The sequence below is a fragment of the Effusibacillus consociatus genome (genome assembly GCF_042652925.1).
Lineage (GTDB): Bacteria > Bacillota > Bacilli > Tumebacillales > Effusibacillaceae > Effusibacillus > Effusibacillus consociatus.
Genome location: NZ_JBHSHC010000096.1, coordinates 162,505 through 184,871, shown reverse-complemented (window position 1 = coordinate 184,871; position 22,367 = coordinate 162,505). Strand labels below are relative to the sequence as shown.

The window sequence follows — 22,367 nt, the reverse complement described above, 5'->3', positions numbered from 1 at the left end:
CTATTTTACAAAAGTCTTCTGTGAACCGATATGCACTTCACCGTCATCGAACCAGCGGGTTGTGACTGTCTTCTTTTTGGTATAAAAATCGACCCCGTCTTTCCCGTTTGCATGCAGATCCCCATAGAAGGACTGCTTCCAGCCCGTGAACGCAAAGAATCCCATAGGAGCGGGGACTCCGACATTGACCCCCACCATTCCCGCTTCCGCCCGCTGAACGAATTCCCTCGCCAATCTGCCGCTTCCGGTATAAATGCAGGCACCGTTTCCGTAACGGGATTTGCTGATTGTTTCAACACCCTCGTCAAAATCGGCCACGCGGATTACACTCAACACCGGGGCAAAAATTTCGTCACGCACAATCACCATTTCAGTGTTTGCGTTGTCAAAGATGGTGGGACCAAGGAAGTATCCCTTTCCGTGATCCGCCGCATCCTGCCGACCATCCCGTACTAGATTTGCGCCGGCCTCGATCCCTCGGTCAATATAATCATGAACCCGTTCCAAATGGTAGGAACGGATGACGGGGCCCAGATCGACACCCGCTTCGAGGCCATTGCCCATTTTTAATGCGTTGGACTCATCAATCAGGTGTTGAATGAACTCATCCGCCACAGAGTTAACCACTACCGCAACACTGGCTGCCATACAGCGTTCCCCCGCACAGCCGAACGCAGAACTGACAATCGTTTTCGCTGCCCTTTTCAAATCGGTGTCGGGCATCACCAAATGATGGTTCTTCGCCCCAGCCAATGCCTGAACCCGCTTCCCGTTAGCGGCCGCAGTCTTATAGATATACTCTGCGACAGGCTGGGATCCGACAAACGAAATCGCTTTCACGTCGGGATGCTCGAGAAGACCGTTGACTACTTCATGTGCTCCGTTCACGATGTTAAAGACTCCATCCGGCAGACCGGCCTCTTTGAGCAGTTCGGCAGCCCGAATTGAGGACAGGGGTGTGCGCTCCGAAGGTTTTAAAACAAACGTGTTGCCCGCAGCGATTGCAATCGGGTACATCCACATCGGGACCATCAGCGGAAAGTTAAACGGGGGAATACCGGCAACCACTCCCAGGGGGAAGCGGCGAACCTCACAATCGATATCTTTCGCAATGTTGGGAATCGTCTCCCCCATCATCAGGGTAGGCATGCCAGCTGCAAATTCAACCATCTCGATACCGCGGAGAACCTCCGCATGGGCCTCTGCCAAGTTTTTGCCGTTCTCCAATGTGATCATCCGGGCCAACTCATCTTGATGTTGAGCCAGCAATTGCTGGAACCGAAACATCACTCGTGCACGCTCTACAACGGGCGTTTCACTCCACTCCGGAAAAGCGGACAGTGCAGCTTTTACCGCGGCATCCACATCTTCCTTTGCAGAAAGAGGCACCTGAGCCAGAGACTCCCCGGTAGCCGGATTGGGGACATCTTCATAGCGATCGGTATTGGCTTCCACCCAAGCCCCGCCGATATAGTTTTTCATTTTCCCTGTCACAATTGTGGCACTCATTCGTTCAACCCCTTTGCCGAAATCGTTTTATTTGGTACTGTGAGTGTAACAGAAGCATGAAACGTGAAGCACGAGACGACCTGTCACCTTTTTGCGGAAACGGTTCTTACATTTTGTCAAACGGACGGGAGGAATACCGCTTGAATAAAGAATTTACGTTTACAGTCGCAGACGTTCTGAAGCGTCCTTTATTCCAACATGCAGAAGTCACGGCAGGCAGTCGCGGTTTATCCCGCCCCATCCGATGGGTACACGTTTTGGAGGCGGCTGAGAGCGGCTCATTTCTAAACGGCGGTGAACTCATTCTCTCTACCGGTGTCGGCGTTGGGGATAACAGAGAGAAACGTCTTCATTATCTGCAAGAACTGATTGAGCGAAAGGCAGCCGGTCTGTGTATCGAGTTGGGTGAGTATATTCCAGAAATTCCACGGGACCTGCGGGAACTGGCCGATCATCACGATTTTCCGTTGATCGCTTTTCTTCGCCCTGTCCGTTTTGTTGACATCACCCTGGATCTGCATGAAAACATTGTAAACCGGCACATTCAAGCTCTCCGGGATCTGGAGTCCTATTCCCGTGATCTCCAGCGGCTTACTTTGCAGGGGCAAAGTCTGTCCCGCATCCTGACCCATTTTCAGGGTGTGGTTCATACTCAAACCTTTTTCCTTCCAATGGACGGACCTCCATTATTCGCACCCACTATGTCACAAACCGTACAAAATGAGTTGACCGGGTTGCTGAAAACTTCACTCCTTTCTGCTACTGCATCACCGGATAGCACCGGCTTGCTGCCCATATCGGAAAGAAAACAGATTCTCTATCAACCAATCACGGCAATGGGTCAAACACTAGCATATCTCGGGGTGATTTTGTATGAACAGGAGCCGGATGAATTCTTATTTCTCACGTTGGACTATACAGCAACAGCGATTGCCCAGATATTGCTTCGCAAAATGTTTGCACAAGAACGAGAGCTCGATCATCAAAACCAACTGCTGGACGATCTCCTGAATGATCGGCTCCGAAACGAAGAGCAAATTCGCATGCTCCTGGGCATTCAATCAAACGCTTCCGACATACCTTTGTATTTAGCGGTGATAATGGAGGTTCATATGGAACGCCCAAGGTATGAAGAAGAAACCGATTCCCCTTTACACGACCTGGTTGTTGTCTTCCGGACCATTTTGACCCGTTGGAAATTCCGGCCATTGGTAAGGAGTAAAGGGAGCCGTCTCTACCTGCTTTTGATTGAAACCGGCCAGATGATTGACAAACGGAAACAACTGAAGGAGGCAATGACCGAAATTGAACGTGTGTGCCGCAAAGCACTCGGATCGGAAGCGGAAATCCGTTTTGGCGTAGGACGACCTTCCGATCGTTACTCGGAGGCAAACCGGCAGTTTCAAGAAGCCGAACAGGTGCTTTCCTGCCCGATTGCAGGCCCTTTTTTCGAAGACCTGGGCATTTATCGTTTGCTCCTTCAAATGAATGACCATTATGCACTGAATTCTTTTATAGAAGATTATCTGGGCCCGTTGCTGCGGTACGACGAACAACACGGCAGTCAACTGGTGTTGACACTGCGGATATTTCTGGATCAGAACTGTTCGAAACAAGAAACATCCGAACGATTATTCATTCGTCGGCAGACCCTGTATCACCGCTTGGACAAAATCCGAGACCTTCTAGGAGATTCGTATATGTCCCCAGAGCACCGACTTTCTCTTGAATTCGCTCTTCGGGCACATGACTGGGTGCACAAAACGCCGAGACTGTTTACCAGGTGAAATAGAAAGGCGAGTCACATGAACGGGACCCGCCTTTCTCATGTTTCAGGAAGCAAAAGAGGACTGTGTGTCGGTTGAGGTAATCCTGCTGTAATGGGACTCACTTATTACACTTGGATTGTTCCGCATAAACCAGGTATAGCACAGTAATGAAATAAGCAGTCCAATCGTCCATGCATTATCCCAGACGGAGGTGATCCCTATCGCTTTGCAGCCAAACGGAACGGCAATCCCGATCAGCAAGGCCCAGACGGCCTTTTTGTTCACTCCGCTGCTATAACTGTACATTCCATTTGGACGATACAGTTCCACCAGATCAATCCTTTGTTTACGAACCAGCCAGTAATCGGCAATGGCGATTCCGTCGATCGGGCCAAGCAGCGCACCATAAGTTCCCAGCCATAAGAAAATATAATTTCCGAAGTTCTCCAACAGGTACCACGGCTGCATCAGCAAGGCCACCAGCCCCGTGATAATAGCTCCCATTCCGAACGTTAACTTGCGAGGCCACAAGTTCTCAATCGCCCGTGCCGGAGCCACCACGTTCGCCGCTACGTTTGTTGTAAGGGTTGCAAGAATGATTCCGAGAGTTCCAAGGAAAATCACGAATGGAGAAAATTTGGCCAGGATGGCGGCCGGATCCCAGATCGCTTCCCCGTACACCACCAGAGTAGCCGATGCAACGGCTACGCCTATGAAAGAGAAGAATCCCATTGTGGTAGGCAGCGAAGATGTTTGCCCGACGATTTGTGCCTTTTGACTCTTCGCGTACCGGCAAAAATCTGGAATGTTCAGCGCAAGAGTTGACCAGAAAGCAATAGCCCCGGTGAGAGCCGGAAAGAAAACTTTAAAGAAGTCCCCGGCAGACGTAAATTTTGATGGGGCGGACAACATGGGACCCCATCCTCCCGCTGAGGTGAATGCCCAAACAAGAAGAGCCAACGCCATCACGATTAATGTCGGGGCAGCCCAAAACTCCATTTTTCGAATCGCTTCCGGCCCCCGATAGGCGATCCAAATGTTCAGTATCCAGAATCCGATAAAGGCAATCATCAAGTGACCGGGAACGTTCTCCCAAGCGCTCATCGCGACCAACAAAGTATCTATGGCAGCCCCGCCAAACCAGCAGTTGATGCCAAACCAACCGGCTCCTACGATCCCACGTGCCAGGGACGGAATATGGGCCCCCTTTTCACCAAACCAAAGACGTGCGTATACCGGATAGGGAATTCCATACTTGGTTCCGGCGTGGGCGTTGAGGAGTATCGGAATCAGCACGATTAGATTTCCAAGGATGATGGTGCCGATCGCCTGCCACCAGTTCATTCCGAGTGAAATCAGACCGGCCGCAAGGGAATAAGTAGGCAGACAGATCGCCATTCCAATCCATAAGCTGGCGAAATTGTATGCGGTCCAAGTGTGCTCCTGCTTGGTGGTCGGCCGCAGCCCTTCATTGTATAATGGACTCTCATGAATCTCACGAATTCCCTCCTCCGTCAATGTGACAATGCCGTCCTCTTCAACTTGCGTCTTCATTGATGTTCCCCCCCTCAGGGATTAACTGATTGCCTACGGGAGCAGCTCCACCATGTCACCATAAGTTTCCGGTCGGCGATCCCGATAGAATTGCCACAAATCACGCACTTCGTGAATCAGGTTTTTATCCATCTCGCCAATGACAACTTCATCTTGATCACGGCTTCCCATCACAACAAATTGTCCACGCGGATCGACCAGATAGGATTGGCCGTAAAATTCGCCCATGTTCCAAGGTGCCTCATAGCCCACGCGATTGATGGCAGCGACATAATAGCCGTTCGCTACTGCATGGGCAGGCTGTTCCAGCCTCCAGAGATACTCGGACAGTCCCGCTACGGTAGCCGAAGGATTGAACACAATCTCGGCTCCGTTCAATCCGAGCAAACGGGCTCCCTCCGGAAAGTGGCGATCATAACAAATGTACACACCGATCTTGGCGAACGCTGTTTTAAAGACCGGATATCCGAGATTCCCCGGTTTAAAATAGTACTTTTCCCAAAAACCATGCCCTTCTTTTCCAACCCCGACATGCGGAATATGTTGTTTCCGATACTTCCCCAAAAAAGTGCCGTCCGCGTCAATGACGGCCGCGGTGTTGTAGTAGACGCCGATTCCCGCTTTTTCATAGACCGGTACAATCAGCACGGTTCCAAGTTCTTTGGCGGTTTCCTGAAAAAGCTGAATGGTTGGTCCGTTCGGCACTTCTTCCGCCGACTCATACCATTTGGTATTCTGTTCCGCACAAAAATACGGCCCATAAAAAATCTCCTGCAAGCAAATGATCTGCCCTCCCCTGGCTGCCGCATCCCTCACTAGACGCAGATGCTTTTCAATCGCCTTCTCCTTGTGAACCGAAACAGGTTCATCTCCATGTACGTCGTTTGACGCTTGGATGAGTCCGATTTTCACTTTATTTGGCATTTGGTAACCTCCCCGCTGGAATCCTGTCTAAATCATTAAGGCCGAGTGAATTTCGCACGTTTCACGAATTCTCCGGCTCCCGCCTCACCCACAAACTGCTTTTCCCGGATCACGTAGGATCCTCGCAGAAGAACGCTGACCACCTCACCGTGCACTTTCATTCCTTCAAACGGATTATAATCGACATTCATATGGTGAGTTTTTGCCGATAAAGTTCTGGTGGCTCCGGGATCAAATATCACCAGATCCGCATCGGATCCAATTGCTATTGTTCCTTTCCGAGGATACATGCCAAACAGTTTGGCCGACTTTGTGGAGATGATGTCGACGAACTGATTGAGGCTGATCCTTCCCGCATGAACTCCCTCTGAATAGACGACGCCAAAACGATCCTCAATTATGGGCCCGCCGTTTGGAATTTTGGTGAAATCCCCCCTCCCCAGTTCCTTTTGTCCTTTGAAATTAAAGGAACACTGGTCAGAACCAACCGTTTGCAGGATTCCATTTCGAAGGGCATTCCATAGCACTTCCTGGTTCCACTGTTCCCTCAGCGGAGGCGACCAGACGTACTTGGCCCCTTCGAAGTCGGGCTTTTCCAGAGAGTGAATATCCAAAGCGAGATATTGCGGGCACGTCTCTCCGTAGACCTGCCATCCTTTCTCCCTTGCCTCGGCTATACGCTTTACAGCTTCGGCACACGACACATGGACAACGTAGAGTTGGGAATCCGCCATTGCTGCAAGAGCTGCGGCACGCCCGGTTGCCTCTCCTTCCGCTTCCGGCGGGCGGGTAAGTGCATGATAGATCGGATCTGTGTTGCCCTCAGCCAACGCTTTTTTCGTCAAGTAATCTATTACATCGCCGTTTTCTGCATGAACCTGTACGAGAGCCCCCAGTTCTTTGGCTCGGACCAATGTCTTGAACAATGTCTCATCATCCGCTTGCAGGACGTTTTTATAAGCCATGAAGACCTTGAGTGAAACAATCCCTTCTTCCGCCACGACATATTCAAGCTCTTCCAGCACCTGATCATTCGCCTCGGCGATCATCAAATGAAACCCGTAGTCGATTGATGCCTTTCCCTTCGCTTTTTCATGCCAAATGGAAATCGCTTCGCGCAGCGATTGCCCTTTATTCGTCAGACAAAAATCGATAATGGAAGTAGTTCCCCCAAATGCGGCGGCCCGTGTACCCGATTCAAAATCATCCGCTGTCACCGTTCCGCCAAACGGCATATCGAGGTGTGTATGAGGGTCAATTCCACCCGGAAATACATAGCAGCCACTGGCATCAATCACTTCGGATCCATCTGCATCAAGATGTTCTCCGATGGCTGCAATTGTTTCTCCCTGAATCAGGATTTCCGCCTGATACGTATCGGAGGCGGTTACCACTGTTCCGCCTCGAATGAGAATACTCATCCGTCAAATCCCCCTTTTCTCTGATTAGCTTTCTGAATTACAAGACCCTTGAGCCGATAATGCTGCTTGCCGTTCGTTCCACGACTGCGGCGGTTGGCCAGTTGGGATTTCCACCATTTGAATTGTGCCGTCAACCGGGCAAACAATCGAACAGAGATTACAGCCGACACAATCATCTTCCCGAACGACCAACCGCTCCTTACCGGTTGCTTCATTTCGAACGATGTCAATACATTGATGGGAGGCATCCTCGCAGGCAATATGGCATTTGTTGCAATTAATGCAAGTCTCTTCGTTGATCCGGGCGACAATTCGATAGTTGAGATTCAGATTGCCCCAGTCCCGGTAGGTAGGAACGGATTTCCCGACAATGTCCATTACCGAGCCAATTCCTTTTTGATCGAGATAATTGTTCAGCCCGTCGATCATGTCTTCCACAATCCGAAACCCGTGATGCATCACCGCTGTACAGACCTGAACACCAGTCGCTCCCATTAACAAAAATTCGACCGCATCACGCCATGTGGAGATTCCCCCTATTCCGGATATTGGAATGCCCACGTATGGATCACGTGCACACTCAGCTACCATGTTCAGTGCGATCGGTTTTACCGCCGGTCCGCAATAGCCTCCGTGGGCTCCTTTTCCATCCACATGCGGAATCGGCAGCCAGGTATCGAGATCCACTCCCATTAAACTGTTGATCGTGTTGATCATGCTTACCGCATCGGCACCGCCTTCCTTTGCCGCCCTTGCAGTGAATCGGATATCGGTTATATTGGGAGTCAGCTTAACGATCACCGGTGTCCGGGCAACCTCTTTTACCCATTCCGTCTGTTGGCGAACCAGATCCGCCTGCTGCCCCACCGCCGATCCCATTCCCCGTTCCGCCATCCCATGCGGACAACCGAAATTCAGTTCGAGACCGTCAACACCAACCGCTTCAACTGCCTTGACGATTTCGTGCCACTTTTCCCGTTTTGGCTCAATCATGAGAGAAGCAATAAGAGCGTGTTGGGGAAACCGTTTCTTTACTTCCTCCATCTCCTTCAAATTGTCTTCCAACGGTCGATCCGTGATCAGTTCAATGTTGTTAAATCCCAGCACCCGCTGGCCGCCATGGTGGAGTGCCGCAAATCGGGACGTGACGTTGATGATTGGCTCCCCAAGTGTTTTCCAAACAGCTCCGCCCCACCCCGCTTCAAATGCACGCATCACCTGATACCCGGAATTCGTCGGAGGAGCCGATGCCAGCCAGAACGGATTGGGTGACTGAATTCCAGCCAGATTGATCCGCAAATCCGCCATTTTTTCGCCTCCTTACTGCGTTGATCCAGAGGATCGTTCTTCCAATGTGGAGTGAATTGCATAAGCGGCTTTCTTGCCTTGTTGCGCCGCATCGACCACCATTGCGTCCGTTTTTCCACCCTCAAATATGAAATCACCTGCGGCGAAGACATTAGGTTGGGAGGTTTGATAACTGTCTGGTTCTACCAAGGGGATTCCATTGGTATGTGCGAGGCGAAACGCTTCGATCAGCGGAATCTGCCGCTCTTGCCCGATGGCTTTAATTACGTAATCAATCTCTATCGTAAATTCACTGTTTGGAACAGGGAGTGGCCGTCTGCGTCCTTTTTCGTCCGGGTCTCCCAGTTCCATCCGAATCAACTCAAGCCCCGTCACCTTCCCATCTCTGCCCAGTATTCGTTTGGGTGCGACCAGCCAGCGGAACTCCACCCCATCCTGTTTAGCGAACTCAAATTCAAACTCGTATGCGGTCATCTCTTTCTGTGTGCGACGGTAAAAAATTTGAACTTGAGCAGCCCCAAGTCGCTTAGAGCAAGTGGCGGCGTCAATTGCTGTATTTCCGGCTCCGATGACAGCCACTTTTTTACCGACAAAATCGGTGGACAATGGTTTCGTTTTTGTCTCTTCGACTAGCGCAATTGCATCAAGCACTCCCTCAAGACTTTCTCCTTCAATGCCTAACTGAGGCACAGACCCCATTCCTGCCGCGAGCAGTACTGCATCATAGTGATCCAGTAAGTCTTGTGGGCTTACATCAAGCCCCACTTTGACTCCATAGCGGAATTGCACGCCGAGGGCCTCCACCTGTTCCACTTCCCACAGCGCAATCTCTTGAGGCAGACGGAACGAAACGATGCCATAAGTATTAAGTCCTCCCGCTTTCTCTTTCGCCTCGTAAATCGTTACTGCATAACCGAGTCTTGCCAGTTCCCGTGCAGCCGACAAGCCCGCCGGTCCTCCCCCGACAATCGCCACTTTCCGTCCATTTTGTTCCCCGGGCTGGAATAAGACCGCATTGTTCTGGATCGCCCAATCGGTTGCGTGCCTCTGCAGCAGCCCAATCATGATCGGTTTGGATGCATCGTTCAGTACGCAAGCCCCCTCACACAGTTCCGAGGTTGGGCAAACTCTCGCACAACTTGCCCCAACTGGGTTGGATTCCATAATGGTCTTGGCGGACCCGTACAGATTCCCCGTTGCAATTTTTTTGATAAAAGACGGAATATCAATGCCTGTCGGACATGCTTTAATACAGGGCGCATCATAGCAATACAAGCAGCGGTTTGCCTCATCAATCGCTTCTTTCGGCTTCAGTGCCGGGATGACTTCGGCAAAATTGGCACTAAGTTCGGTGACAGGGACGAACACTTCCCGGGCCATTCTGGTACCCCCTTAGCAGTATTTAATTTTTCATCTTGAGAAATCTGCACTGGATCGTACTGGTAGATAGAATGATTGGAGAGATCTTGAAAAATGTTGAGAGGATTTGTCCGGAGTTTTTCCATTCGGTTTATTTTACAAGCCTGTTTCCAAAAAGATTCCTGGACGCGTTGTAATCTTTTTGGTTAAAACTGTTTTACATTTTGTAAAACGGGGGCTGTCGAAATAAAAAATAGACCCCTAGTTCTGGAGCAGGGAGTCAACTCGAAATAAGCAGCAAAAGGTCCGGCAGCGATCACAGGCGCAAATTTGATCCCCCTATTCCTGTCGCCGAACATAAAAAACTATCGCTAAAACGAAGTGAACCAACGGAACCCCTATCACCCATTGAAATGCGGGAGCCCCATGGAGCAACCACGAGGGAAGAAACAACAAAATCCCGCTCAACAGCGAGAATTCCCACGATTTCGCTTTGATGGCGGGGATCAAAAAAACCACAGAGAGAATCAACACGACTCCTACGAAAAAGCCTAACATCCACATTCCGATCACCTCTGCCTGATTTCTAGGGGATCTTACATTTTCCGTGGCGAGTCTGGACGCTCAGATACTTCTTTCTCACTGTTTGTGAACAGATTTCATCCCATAAAACACTTTTTCATATGCCGTATTTGCGTTTTGCAGCAGTTGAAGTCTCTGAGAATCCGGAATCCCAGGTTCCGCCAGAATCTGTCGAACAACCCCAATAAAAGTGAGATGCAAGTCTAAAGCCTTGCAATTCGAATCCGCAACCTTTTCACGAAATATTGATTCAAAAGATGAGACAGACCCAAACTCCATGAAAAACAGCCTCCTTTACTGAGGGAATCCATGTTCTTGAAGATCATTTTCAATAGATCAGTTACCGATTCCTGCTTTCGCGCTGGAAATAAAAACGGGAGCATCACCAGGACACTCCCCTTCCCATTTAGGATTACCGCTTTACCTTCACAACATAAGTATCTGCAATGCGATCGTGCAATGCCCTCTTTTTCGAATCGAACGCAGCCATGATATACCCGATCATCAATATGATTGCGGAAACCAACTTTCCAATGATTTCGCGAAGCAGAGCGGTTCCCCAGGATACTTTGCGGCCATCTTGTTTAATGACCCGAATCCCGACCGCCATCTTACCTAAGGTCTGACCGTAGAGGGCGGTCAATCCAACGAAATAAAGGACGTTTATCAGGTTAAGTGTTAACTCGACTCCGAGGGGAGGATTCATAAAATCAACATCCAACAAAACGTAGACGAGAATAGTAAATCCCGTTAAAACAAGAAAATCCAAAAAATTTGCCCCGAATCGAATCCAAAATCCAGCGTACCTGGTTTCCTCACTCACAATTTCATTTGGTTCCATTCCTAAATTCCCCTTTCATTATGGTTGAAATAGGTATAATAGCCGAGGTTCCTGAGAGATTCTTGGAGCTGCCCCCTGCAATAGTTTCGTAAGCAGGGATTCGGCTTCCTGCTTGCCGGACAGGATGGAACCGAAAGAAAACTTGGGTTCATATTTCACAACCTTAGCTTTCTCAAGCCCGGCTTTCTTTATTGCATACCTGGTGGCATCTTCCAGAGATCCGAATTCGTCGATCAGGTTCAGCTCTTTCGCTTGCTGTCCGGAATAAACCCGGCCGTCCGCAATTTTCAAAACTTGTTCTTTCGGAATCTGACGGCCATTGGAGATTATATTCACAAATTGCTGGTAACTTTCATCCACAAGTTTTTGAAACACCGCCCGTTCCCCTTCAGTCATTTCCCGAAGCGGATTTCCAATATCTTTGTACTGGCCGCTTTTGATGACATTCTCCTTATATCCAAGCCAATCGGCCGTTTTCTGGTAATTGGGGATCGAGAAGATTACCCCGAGGCTGCCCGTTAATGTAGCCGGATTGGCGAAAATGCGATCGGCGGGAGCCGAGATATAGTAGCCTCCGGAAGCAGCTACGGCGCCCATGCTGACGATAACCGGGTTGCCCCTTTTTTTCATCTCCATGATTTTGTTGTGGATTTCATCCGATGCAACCACTTCCCCGCCGGGGCTGTTCACTCGAATGACTACCGCTTTCACGTTCTCGTCTTTCATCGCTTGATCCAGCTGGGAGATAAAATCGACCGAGTTGAAGTCGCTGGTAAAACCCGCATTTTGGGCGATTACTCCGTCAACGGTTAATTGAACAATTTTGTTCCGACCGCTTCCTTCCACCAGATTTTCTTCCCATTTATGGGGAGACCCGCTTGCTGAAAGTCCTTGTCCTTTTACTGCCAGAACCAGGATCAATAGTACAAACATACTGCCAATGATGGTCCAAGCCCAACCTTTACGGCCCATAATTCTCACCTCATCTGTTCATTTTAGACAGAAGGGAGTGCCTCTAAGCACCCCCCGCCGTTTTATTGTGACAAAGAAACCAATTCAGCTTGTGCCAGACGCTGCTTCTTAGCTTTTCGGAAGTGCAGCAATTCATACACCACCGGGATAATTACAAGCGTCAACAGAGTGGCTGCAGACAACCCTCCGATGACTACAACTGCCAAGCTTTTCGATACAAGACTGCCCATCTCAGCTTCCCCAAACAAAAGCGGAATCATGGCAAAAATGGTGGCAACTGCGGTCATCATGATCGGCCGCATCCGAGTGGCCCCGGCTTCAATAAGAGCTTCCCGGATCGTCATGGTTTCCTCGTTTTGCTTCACGCGATCCAACAGTACGATCGCGTTCGTCACCACAATTCCGATCAACATCAAGGCTCCAATCATGGAGTTCGGATCAACTGGAGTATTGGTAATCAACAAACCAAGCACAGCCCCTATCGCAGCAAGCGGCAGGGTAAACAAGATTGCCAACGGAGCTCGTAAAGTTTTGAATGTCATGACCATTATCAAGTAGACAACCCCGATGGATGCCGCCATCGTTTGGAACAATTCACTGAATTGATCCGCTTGCAATTCAACTGCCCCACCGGTTTTCAACGTGACTCCATCCGGCAGCGACAATACACCGGTTTTCACCGCAATCTCTTTTGAAATATCGGACAGCTTTTTCGGATCTACTGCCGCCGTGACCCGTACATATTCCTGGCCATCTTTTTTCAAAATGGTACTTGGTTTCTCGGATCTTTCAATCTTAGCGATCGAACTCAGCGGGACGGCACCTTCTCTGGTTGCTGCCTCGATTTTAGATAGATCCTCTTCGGAAGTAGGATTCAGGGAACTGTCCAACAGCACGACGGTGTCTTTTCCATCCAGCTTCATCATTCCGATCGGAGTCGGATTGAGAAGCGAACGAATCTGCATTGCGACTTCCTGCGGATTTGCTTTTGCAGGATTCACTACTATAGTATAGACCGGTTTCAGTTCTTTTTGATTGGTGGTTACTTTCTCAACACCTGGAATGCCCTTAACCTCGTTCATTACAGTATTGGAAGCTTGAATCAGATCCTTTGGATTCTTTCCAATCAAATCAAGGTGAATGTTCGATCCACTGCCACCCGTCATCGACATGACATCAACCGACAGATCTGCCCCGGCATATTTCGATTTCTGACTTCTGACCTGCTGTGCAAAATGATCGGCATTGACGTCTTTCTTCATCGTCGCGACATATTGCACCAGGGTAGGGGATTTCACCTGGCCCCATTTTGCATCTTCCTCGTTCGTTCCCAACATCATGAACACATCTTTGACTTCCGCCTGTTCCATAATGAATTTTTCGAGCTGCAATGCTCCCTCTTTCACTTTCTCGTAAGGAGTTTCGGTCGGATAGGAAAGTGCTACCTGCATGAAAGAACTGTTGGATGAATCAACAGCCGCTTTTGGCATAACCGCATACAAGCCGATTGAGCCAACCAATAACACAAAGGACATCACGAGCGGAACCCATTTGTGGTTTAACGACCATGCAAGGAGCCGCATATACCGCTCAGGTTTTCTATGTTCCCGCAGTTTCCCTTTTTTCAGAAGACCTGCACTCATTAGCGGGACAACCGTTAAGGCAACGATCAAGGATGACAGGAGTGAATACGTAATGGTCAGAGCGAACGGCAGGAGCAGTTCCTGCATGGATTTTACCAGCCCCATCGGTAAAAATACGGCTACAGTGGTCAGCGTAGAAGAAGTGATTGCGGCTGCCACCTCTTTTGTGGATTCTAGTATTAATTCTTTAGAGATCTGCCCCTGCTGCGCTTTACGATAAATGTTTTCGATCACCACAATACTGTCATCGACCAGTCGACCTACCGCTGCAGCTACCGCACCCAATGTCAAAAGATTCAAGGTAATTCCCGACAGGGATAACAGAAACAGGGTGAGACCCAACGATAACGGTATGCTGACAATCGTAATAAAGGTCATTCGCAAATTCCGAAGGAACAACAGAATCACAATCGTTGCAAAAAACGCTCCCATCAGGACTTCCTGCATCATGGTGTTGACAGAAGTTACGACCATGTCGGAGGTGGCCCATAAAAGGGATGCTTGAATACCTGGTCCATGTTCCTTGTTGACCTCTTCAATCGCTTTCTTCACTTCTTCTCCGATTTTCACCGCGTTCGAACTGACGTCTTTTTGAATGATAATGTCCATCGCTTCTTTCCCGTTGAGGCGGGCAATACTTTTTGTATCTTTCACAACCTCAACACTTGCCAGATCCTTCAGGCGTACCTGGGGGACAACGTAAAAATCCTCAAGTGCTTTGATATCATTTAAATTTGCAACAACTTTCAGGTTTGCAGTTTTCCCATCCAGTGTTTCTTCGCCGACCGCAACGGCCAGATTGTTTGCCTGAAGACCTCCCAGCAAAGCCTGCATTGGCACTTTATTTGCCGCCATCTTGTCTTTATCCAATTTGACAACCACTTGGGTGTTCTTCTTTCCATACAAAATTACGTCGGAAACACCTTTGATTCCTTTAAACACCGGAACGATTTGGTTTTCCGCCGTTTCCATATTCTGACGGGACAGACCGTCTTGAAACGTAAGACTGACCTCCCCCACCGGAATCATCGAGGTATTCAACTGCAGAAAATAGGGTTTTGAAACTCCCTCAGGCAGTTTCACCGCATTGACGAGTTCCTGCACTTCCGTTTTTGCATCTTTCATATCGACGTTTGAGTCAAACCCGATATCGATCTTTGAATACCCGTCACCTGTGACCGAAAACACGTTTTTCTTACCTTTTGCGGAATTGACCGCTTTTTCGATAGGTTCCGTTACCTGCTGCAGCATCGAATCAGCATCAAACCCTGGACCTGTCACTGTTACGGTCACCATTGGATTGTCAGCAGCCGGCAGGAACTCCTTGGGAAGAATAAAGTAACTCATCAACCCAAGCCCCAACGTCAGTATCACCATCAGAATAACAGAAGCTTTGTTTTTAAATGCCCATTTTGTAAACCAAGTCATGGATTTTTCACTCCAATCGGTTTATGTATTGGAACTTCCTTGTATCCAGATATTACATACGAATCATATGGCAGAAGGTTTCAGTTTTTCACAATTTGAAATGAAAATTTTTCCTGTACACGACAAAAAGAAATCCCCTCACAACTGGTGTAAAATTGTGAGGGGAATTTCCGAACCAGTTTTTTCAAACCTCCTTCAAGATCAATTTTACCTGTTGCAGCTTCTGCCCGAATTCATCATCAGACAGAACAGGTACAGCATCGACATCCGGGAGCATGTCCTCAAGGGGAATCCAAGAAAAGCAGCCCAGATATTGCTCTTTAACCGGAATCGACACTGGGTTGGTAAGCCGATAGGCCCGAACCGGCAGCACATGAAGCGGTTTGGTTTTCTTCCAGTGCAGCCGTTCTGCCGCATAGCTGGTGGTATAAATATAGTGGGGTGCCAATTCTGACAAGGTCTCTTCGTCGTAAAGTTCGATATCCTCGACAACTTTGGCGTAATGAGTGATTGTGACCGTCTCCTGTTTTGTTGGATCGAAGTCCGTTAAGGTCTCCTCCAAATCGCTCTGAAATTCCTGTTTGATCAGATTCGCCTTCTGATGCTCGTAGGTGGGGTAGAGGAAAAAAGTGTTTTCCTGCAACCGGAAATCCCTGGTCTCTTCCCGAATGCCACCTTTGCGGATCAATAAAATCTGTTTCCCTTCGTCCAGAGCTTTGATTGCTACCGCCCACTCTTTAAGGGCAACAGGTGGTATGTGTGACATAAACTGCCTCCTTTCCTTCGCGTAGGCATCCGGTGCATGAACGAAACTGTTTACACCAGAATCCTGTAATAAAAGTAGTATAGACAGATCAGATCTGTAAACATGTTACCATTTGGGGGCTATCCGGGACACCATTATGTTTGAAATCCTATCAAATTTGTTATCGTCATCAGCACCGGATAAGCGTGTACACTAATCTTTCCTGACTGCAACACCAAACGGTCCCGCCAGCACACCAGCGCCAATTAGCCAGAAATCTTTGGTCCTTTCGATTCAAATGGGAAAATTAAAAAAGTCGCCGAAGGCGGAATTCTATACGACACCAGTTACTGGGTTTGACCCAGTTCTGGAGTCTCGGTCTGTTGTGATGATGGGTTCGGTGTGCAGTGATTGACTCCTCCTTGGGAAAATGACTCGCCCGTGGGAAATAGCGGACTTTCAGGTACTTATTTTGATATTTTGGGTAGCGTTTTTTGAAATAACGGATTGAAAATCCGTTATTCTTCAAAAGGGGAGGCAGCACCACAACGTCGAATGAAATCAAAGTTTTAGGCCCCCAAAAAAGATGTCATGAAGTCATGACATCTCACTGTGTCGCAAGCCTTGTTCATTCCGTCTTATAAATCACCAAGATCCCCGTTTTATCAAGATGATTGTCTCCCCTGTTGATCAAAGCATATTTTACTTCGACGATCTGTTCATCCCTTAAAGTGGCGAGAAACTGGTTTGCTTGTTTTTCTGCGGATCCGGTATAACTGCCATCAACAAATTCTTTCACTTGCACCACTTGCGGATCACCCTCTCCTTTTTGGTCTTACTTCTTTATATGGTCAAAAGCCCGGATCTAGTACGCTTAGGCCCTCGTCTGTTCGGGATGTATAGTCATATATTTTTTGGAAACTCCTTTGGAAAAACTAACGCAAAAGGAGTGTAGGGAAGATGCCGACATTGATCACAATCATATTGACCATCGTTTTACTTGCTGTTCTGATTTTCAGTTTAAGATTGGTAGTAAACTACCGTCGCAGAAGACTGTAAAGTAATATGAGACAAAAAGACCGCCGTGATCGTCCGGGACGAATACGGCGGTTTTGTATTTCCGATGTGCAAAAGGGAAATATTGCCTGATGAAATTCTTGTCGAATCAGCAGGAAAATTCAATTTTATTTCGTATATAGTAATGGTTGGAGAGGTGGTGAGGAACCATGATGTTAAGCACAAATACAAAGATTTTGATCGGAGTCGGAATCGCAGCTGTTTATGCAGCGGCCATCCTTTATAAAATGTTTGTTGTGTGACCGCTCGGAATTGAGCGGTTATTTTTTCATGAAAGGTACTCCCCCTCATTTTATTAAGGGGGATACGCTCTCTACCATTTCTGGTTGATATTTCTCGACTTTGACAGGAATACCATTCAACACCGCATTCCCGGATATTTCGTCTACGGCCAGTTCATCCGATATTATGTTTGAGTTGACGCCGGCATATTGTTTAGCAGTTTCAAGACGGATACCGGGAAGATTATGGCCCCAGCCATGTGGAATGCTTATGACGCCTGGCATGATCTCATTGGTGATCTGAACGGGAACCTCGATCTTCCCTGTTCGCGAAGCAACTGTCGCGTGTTCTCCGTTTGAGAGTCCGAAACGGGCTGCATCGTCGGGATGAATCCAAAGTGTGCATCGATTGTCTCCCTTCACCAATGGCTCTAGGTTATGAAGCCATGAGTTGTTGGAACGCAGATTGCGTCTCCCAACCAAAACCATATGATTTTGAGGTGAATTCTGAAGCATTGCCCGAAGCCTCTCTACATCCTCCACCAGCGGATCAGGGGCTAATTCAATTTTGCCTGAGGGAGTACCCAAAATTTCCGGAATTCGAGGTTCCAATGGCCCAAGGTCAATGCCGTGCGGATTTGCTTTCAGGACATCCAGATTCAGGCCATCCGGCTTGGATCCGAAGTGGTCACCATACGGCCCCACCCGAAGTAAAAAGTCAAGCATCCTTTCAGGGCCCCGTTCAGCCTTCAGTTGAGCCAAAATTCCCATTGGTTCCCGACCCTCTATCGGTGAGTTTGGATTTTTGACCTCTTTTTCGATCATCTGCATAACAGCGAAATCGTCAAGAGCCTTTACCGGATCACTGCCAAGATCTTTTTCATTCAAAGCAGTCGCCAGATTCAGGAGGATCTCCCACTCATCAAGTTGATCGGACGCTAATTCAAAAACAGGTTGGGAATAGTGACCAATATTTCGTACAGATAGATGGTAAAATGCTAGATCGTAATGAGAGTGTTCTAACGGTGAAGGTGCGGGAAGGAACACGTTCGCATGTCTGGTTGTTTCATTCAGGTAACAATCCACACTGACCATGAACTCCAGCTTCTCTAAAGCTTTCTGCAGCCGATTCCCGTTCGGAGTAGAAAGAGCCGGATTTCCCGCAATTGTAAGGAACGCTTTGATTTGTCCGGGGCCGGGCACTTCCATCTCTTCGGCCATACATACAACTGGCAACTCCCCTAAAACTTCCGGCATCTTGCGAACCCGACTGCGAAACCTTCCGTAGCGGATTCTGCGTTTGCTGCCTGGCTGGCCACTCGAATTTCCTCCTGCAGCAGGCTTTGTAAACATAACTCCACCTGCGCGATCCAAGTTTCCGGTTAAAATATTCACTACATCGACCAGCCAGCTGTTCATTGTTCCAAAAGCCTGTGTACATGTCCCCATTCTGCCATACACAGCGGCTGTCGGCGCAGAAGCAATCTCACGAGCCATTCGCCGGATGGTTTCGGCAGGGATTCCACAGGAAGCAGACACTGCTTCGGGAGAGAAGTCTTGGGCTAATGCTCGAACTTCATCTAAACCGACCACGTGTTCTTCCAACCTTCCCGGATTCACCCATCCATGTTCGAAAAGGGAGTGAATGAGCGCAAAGAGAAATAAAGCATCAGTTCCAGGACGGATAAAGTGGTGTTCATTCGCCTCTTTTGCAGTCAGAGTGCGCACAGGATCGATTACCACCAACCTGCCGCCCCGATTTTTTAACGCCTTGATTCTCGATCTCATATTCGGTGCGGTCATGAGCGAGCCGTTGGATACCAACGGATTTGCACCGATCATCAGCAGATAATCCGTACGATCCACATCAGGTATCGGGATACTGAAATCTCCTCCAAACATCATCTCGGCTGCCAATTGTTTAGGAATTTGATCCACAGTACTTGCGGAAAATCTGTTTCGGGTCCCTATTGCACGTATGAGCATAGGATTGTAAAGTTGGCCGGACAAGTTATGAACGTTGGGATTCCCAAGATAGATCCCTACAGAATCGGCTCCGTACTTTTCTATAATAGGTCTCATTTGGTTGCGAATCTCTGCAAATGCCTCTTTCCATGTTGCCACGTGCCATTCCGTTCCCCGACGGATCATCGGTTGTTTAACACGGTCAGGATCTGCATGGAACTCTTTTAAACTATATCCCTTTGGACACAAATAGCCCCGACTGAATGGATCTTCAGAGTCTCCGCGAATTGTCAGCACTTCTTCATTCTGAGTATGAATTTCCAAGCCGCAAGTAGCTTCACAAAGAGGACAGGTTCTGTAATGGACTTTCTTCATAACTTCCCTCCTGCCTTTTAACAAGGTACACCGAAAATGAGATCGACCGACTGTACTAACCGGTCGGTATTTCTTCCTTCTACTATACTCCTTTTAGAATATTCTTTCAACTAAGAAATTGACTGCTATTTCGATGAATTCGTCCCAAGTTTATTCACCTGTCGTTCTATGATTCTTCTCTGCGACTTTCAATGGGTTGTCTATTCGTCCACTCCTTCCATCTCATCTCCTCATACATTATAAGTAAAAACAACCGATGAATAATAGGAAGTGATGCAATGTCAGATCCAAAAATGAAAGATTTATTAAAGGAACTTTGGAAGGTACTAACAACTCCCCCTTCCATACTTACTCCCCCCCAACAGCAAAATCAAAACACGAACCAAAATCAAAACCCCAAAAAGTAATTACCCTCCATTTGACAATATCCTCACCTTTAAGTGAGGTTTTCTTTTGACTCCAAAAATAAAAAAACGCCGGATTGGCGTCTTACAATGTATACATAAATTCGAGGCATTGAATTTCTGTCTCAAATATGGCTATCACAATTTCCCCACTTTTTACAACCCATTCGTTAGTGTTTTTGTCATGGGAATAATACATGTTTCAACATAACCTCCCTGGTCAAGTTTCATATTCAGCCTTTCCAAAGACTAGTATAAAGAGGGATTGTTACAACCACGTAACAACAAGGTAAACGTTATTTGAAGAATTGGAAGAATTGGAAGAATTTTGTCGAAACTTATGTTCCTCCATAAAGACTCGGGTGGTGTCCGCCTATCAATACCCCGGCTGATCGTAAATGGCAGCCCAGCCTTCAGTAGATTCAAATATACGGATCGCTTTCACCTTGCGGTCTTCCATTAATGTAAACCAGTGGCGTGTGCCGTTCGGAACGGAGATCAGGTCGCCCGCTTCCAGTTCCACGTCGAAGTACACGCCGTCCTTCGGACCTTTGAGGGCGAAGATTCCGTGTCCGTCTACGATGAAGCGGACTTCGTCCTCACTGTGATGATGCTCCTTTTTGAACATATCAAGCAGTTGGTCCAAATTCGGGGTCTTATCCGAGAGCACCACGATGTCGGCTGACTTATAGCCCCTTTTTGCGGAAAGAGCATCGATTTCCGGCTTGAACAGGTTGAGAATCTCCTGCTTTTGCTCATCGCTTAATGCATACTCTTCCTTTAAGTTTCCTTGCAGACGGGAAATATCCCACCGCTCGTAAATTACACCTTGAGTTTCCAGATATTTCGCCACTTCTTCCGGATTTTCAATTCGCTCATTGGTCACATGAAAACGGATTTGTGCCATTTGCTTCTCCTCCTCTAAATTGCCGCCGATGCTGCAGGCGTACTCTGCGGCAAAACACCGCTTTTTTGAATCGACAGCCACATGAATTGATAATGGAACATAAACTCAAGCGCTTCAACATGCCGCTTGGCTTCAAAAGGTGTTCTCCCCCAAGCGTAGATTCCGTGTTTTCGGATCAGCACACCTGGCACCCGAGGATCCAGCCGTCCGCCGATCTCCTCCGCCAATTTTGGGATGTCCGCATAGTTTTCGATTACCGGTACTTCGATACTGGCGCCTTCCTCCCAGATATCCAGCCCTTTAATCAATTCCATATGCGACAGCGTAACTTTCCCCTCGCGGAAATACAGTTCAGATAACAAGTTGTTATACACCGTGTGAACGTGCAGGACAGAACCCGCATCCGTCTCTTGGTAGATTCTCGAATGAATAATCGTTTCAGCGGATGGACGCAAACGGGTCGGTTCAATCGGTTTGCAGTCTTTATCAACCGCCAGAATATCCTCCAGCTGCAGATTCTCTTTATCCTTGCCGCTTGCAGTCACTCCAAACACCAACGGTTCATCGCTCAACTTGATCGACAGGTTCCCCGCCGTTGCAGGCAGCCACCCCTTCTGAGTGAAGTTGTCTGCAATCTCCTTTAATTCCTGTGCGATGCGAATCCGGTCTTCCTGAAAAAAAGTGTATTGGCTCATACGGACACCCCCTTTGTTTGCAATCGTTTGATAGAATCCATCACATCATAAAAATCTTGAAACGCTTCGTGCGGCAGCCCTTCTTCCCTGCATTTCTCAAGCAGCAGGGATCTTGCCAACACCACGTCGGCCAGTCGCGATGCTTTGAGATCGGTGATGCTGTCACCGATTACAACTCTTGTATATTGATCCGCCGGATAGTGCCTGAGAATCGACGGCTTGCACATTCCACAGCCCCCGTCGCATCGCTCATCACAACCATGCGGCCATAGAATTCGGATCGTCTCGCCTGAGAAGTCAGAACCGTTGCAGTAAATCTTGTTGATGTCCCCATAAGGAGCCAGGATCGGCCCGACAAAAAAGTCGATTCCCCCGCTCGTAACAAGAAACTGAATCCCATTCTCCCTGCAATAAGTTACAAATTCGGAAAAGCCTGCGCGAATTTTGACTGCGTCTTCCGCATACTTCACAAGCTCTTCGCGCTTGGCCGACGGAATCAGAGAGAACAGTTTCCCGACTCCTTCCTGCACAGGAATTCGCTGCGACAGAATGTCATCCTTAATCGTTTCCCATCCTTCAGGTGCAAACTTCTCCATCAGAGTCATGATCATGTCGCGCTCGGTAATGGTCCCGTCAAAATCGCAGAAAATCACAATCGGCTTCGCCAC

General features: G+C 48.3%; 17 protein-coding genes. 1 reads left to right on the top strand and 16 read right to left on the bottom strand.

From position 1 onward, the window contains the following. Nucleotides 1–1,509, bottom strand: coding sequence for a CoA-acylating methylmalonate-semialdehyde dehydrogenase (locus ACFO8Q_RS12380; protein ID WP_380026091.1), 1,509 nt, complete (start codon nucleotides 1,507–1,509; stop codon nucleotides 1–3). A 140-nt stretch (nucleotides 1,510–1,649) separates the two neighbouring features. Here ACFO8Q_RS12380 and ACFO8Q_RS12375 point away from each other — a divergent pair, with 140 nt between their 5' ends. Then, nucleotides 1,650–3,296: a PucR family transcriptional regulator gene (locus ACFO8Q_RS12375; protein ID WP_380026090.1), complete on the top strand. Its 1,647-nt coding sequence runs from the start codon at nucleotides 1,650–1,652 to the stop codon at nucleotides 3,294–3,296. A gap of 45 nt (nucleotides 3,297–3,341) precedes the next feature. On the opposite strand, the gene ACFO8Q_RS12370 is transcribed toward ACFO8Q_RS12375, so the two are convergent. From ACFO8Q_RS12370 to ACFO8Q_RS12300, 15 genes are all read right to left on the bottom strand, one after another. Continuing rightward, nucleotides 3,342–4,832, bottom strand: a complete 1,491-nt coding sequence (locus ACFO8Q_RS12370; RefSeq protein WP_380026089.1) for an NCS1 family nucleobase:cation symporter-1 — start codon at nucleotides 4,830–4,832, stop codon at nucleotides 3,342–3,344. A 33-nt stretch (nucleotides 4,833–4,865) separates the two neighbouring features. Continuing rightward, a complete protein-coding gene (locus tag ACFO8Q_RS12365; RefSeq protein ID WP_380026088.1) occupies nucleotides 4,866–5,756 on the bottom strand; it encodes a nitrilase-related carbon-nitrogen hydrolase in 891 nt (296 codons plus the stop codon). Nucleotides 5,757–5,791: 35 nt separating this feature from the next. After that, nucleotides 5,792–7,177 carry a dihydropyrimidinase gene (hydA, locus tag ACFO8Q_RS12360; RefSeq protein ID WP_380026087.1) on the bottom strand — a complete coding sequence of 462 codons (1,386 nt, stop codon included), beginning with the start codon at nucleotides 7,175–7,177 and terminating at the stop codon, nucleotides 5,792–5,794. Nucleotides 7,178–7,201: 24 nt separating this feature from the next. Beyond that, nucleotides 7,202–8,485: an NAD-dependent dihydropyrimidine dehydrogenase subunit PreA gene (preA, locus tag ACFO8Q_RS12355; RefSeq protein ID WP_380026086.1), complete on the bottom strand. Its 1,284-nt coding sequence runs from the start codon at nucleotides 8,483–8,485 to the stop codon at nucleotides 7,202–7,204. 12 nt (nucleotides 8,486–8,497) lie between these two features. Then, nucleotides 8,498–9,865: an NAD(P)-dependent oxidoreductase gene (locus ACFO8Q_RS12350; RefSeq protein WP_380026085.1), complete on the bottom strand. Its 1,368-nt coding sequence runs from the start codon at nucleotides 9,863–9,865 to the stop codon at nucleotides 8,498–8,500. A 618-nt stretch (nucleotides 9,866–10,483) separates the two neighbouring features. Continuing rightward, a complete protein-coding gene (locus tag ACFO8Q_RS12345) occupies nucleotides 10,484–10,705 on the bottom strand; it encodes a hypothetical protein (protein ID WP_380026084.1) in 222 nt (73 codons plus the stop codon). Between the two features lie 133 nt (nucleotides 10,706–10,838). After that, nucleotides 10,839–11,267 carry an RDD family protein gene (locus tag ACFO8Q_RS12340; RefSeq protein WP_380026083.1) on the bottom strand — a complete coding sequence of 143 codons (429 nt, stop codon included), beginning with the start codon at nucleotides 11,265–11,267 and terminating at the stop codon, nucleotides 10,839–10,841. Nucleotides 11,268–11,285: 18 nt separating this feature from the next. Further along, entirely contained in the window at nucleotides 11,286–12,239 is a 954-nt protein-coding gene (gene sppA / locus ACFO8Q_RS12335) for a signal peptide peptidase SppA (RefSeq protein WP_380026082.1), read from the bottom strand. A 62-nt stretch (nucleotides 12,240–12,301) separates the two neighbouring features. After that, entirely contained in the window at nucleotides 12,302–15,310 is a 3,009-nt protein-coding gene (locus tag ACFO8Q_RS12330) for an efflux RND transporter permease subunit (protein ID WP_380026081.1), read from the bottom strand. Nucleotides 15,311–15,494: 184 nt separating this feature from the next. After that, nucleotides 15,495–16,076 carry a DUF1802 family protein gene (locus ACFO8Q_RS12325; protein ID WP_380026080.1) on the bottom strand — a complete coding sequence of 194 codons (582 nt, stop codon included), beginning with the start codon at nucleotides 16,074–16,076 and terminating at the stop codon, nucleotides 15,495–15,497. A 607-nt stretch (nucleotides 16,077–16,683) separates the two neighbouring features. Next, complete coding sequence (locus tag ACFO8Q_RS12320) at nucleotides 16,684–16,863, bottom strand: sporulation protein Cse60 (protein ID WP_380026079.1); 180 nt, start codon at nucleotides 16,861–16,863, stop codon at nucleotides 16,684–16,686. 556 nt (nucleotides 16,864–17,419) lie between these two features. Continuing rightward, nucleotides 17,420–19,693 (bottom strand): molybdopterin-dependent oxidoreductase, encoded by a 2,274-nt coding sequence (locus ACFO8Q_RS12315; protein WP_380026078.1) that lies wholly within the window; start codon nucleotides 19,691–19,693, stop codon nucleotides 17,420–17,422. 780 nt (nucleotides 19,694–20,473) lie between these two features. Next, nucleotides 20,474–21,004: a 1,2-dihydroxy-3-keto-5-methylthiopentene dioxygenase gene (locus ACFO8Q_RS12310; protein WP_380026077.1), complete on the bottom strand. Its 531-nt coding sequence runs from the start codon at nucleotides 21,002–21,004 to the stop codon at nucleotides 20,474–20,476. Nucleotides 21,005–21,018: 14 nt separating this feature from the next. Then, nucleotides 21,019–21,699: a methylthioribulose 1-phosphate dehydratase gene (locus ACFO8Q_RS12305; protein ID WP_380026076.1), complete on the bottom strand. Its 681-nt coding sequence runs from the start codon at nucleotides 21,697–21,699 to the stop codon at nucleotides 21,019–21,021. Further along, nucleotides 21,696–22,367, bottom strand: coding sequence for a 2-hydroxy-3-keto-5-methylthiopentenyl-1-phosphate phosphatase (locus ACFO8Q_RS12300; protein ID WP_380026075.1), 672 nt, complete (start codon nucleotides 22,365–22,367; stop codon nucleotides 21,696–21,698). The genes ACFO8Q_RS12305 and ACFO8Q_RS12300 overlap by 4 nt, the downstream gene beginning before the upstream one ends.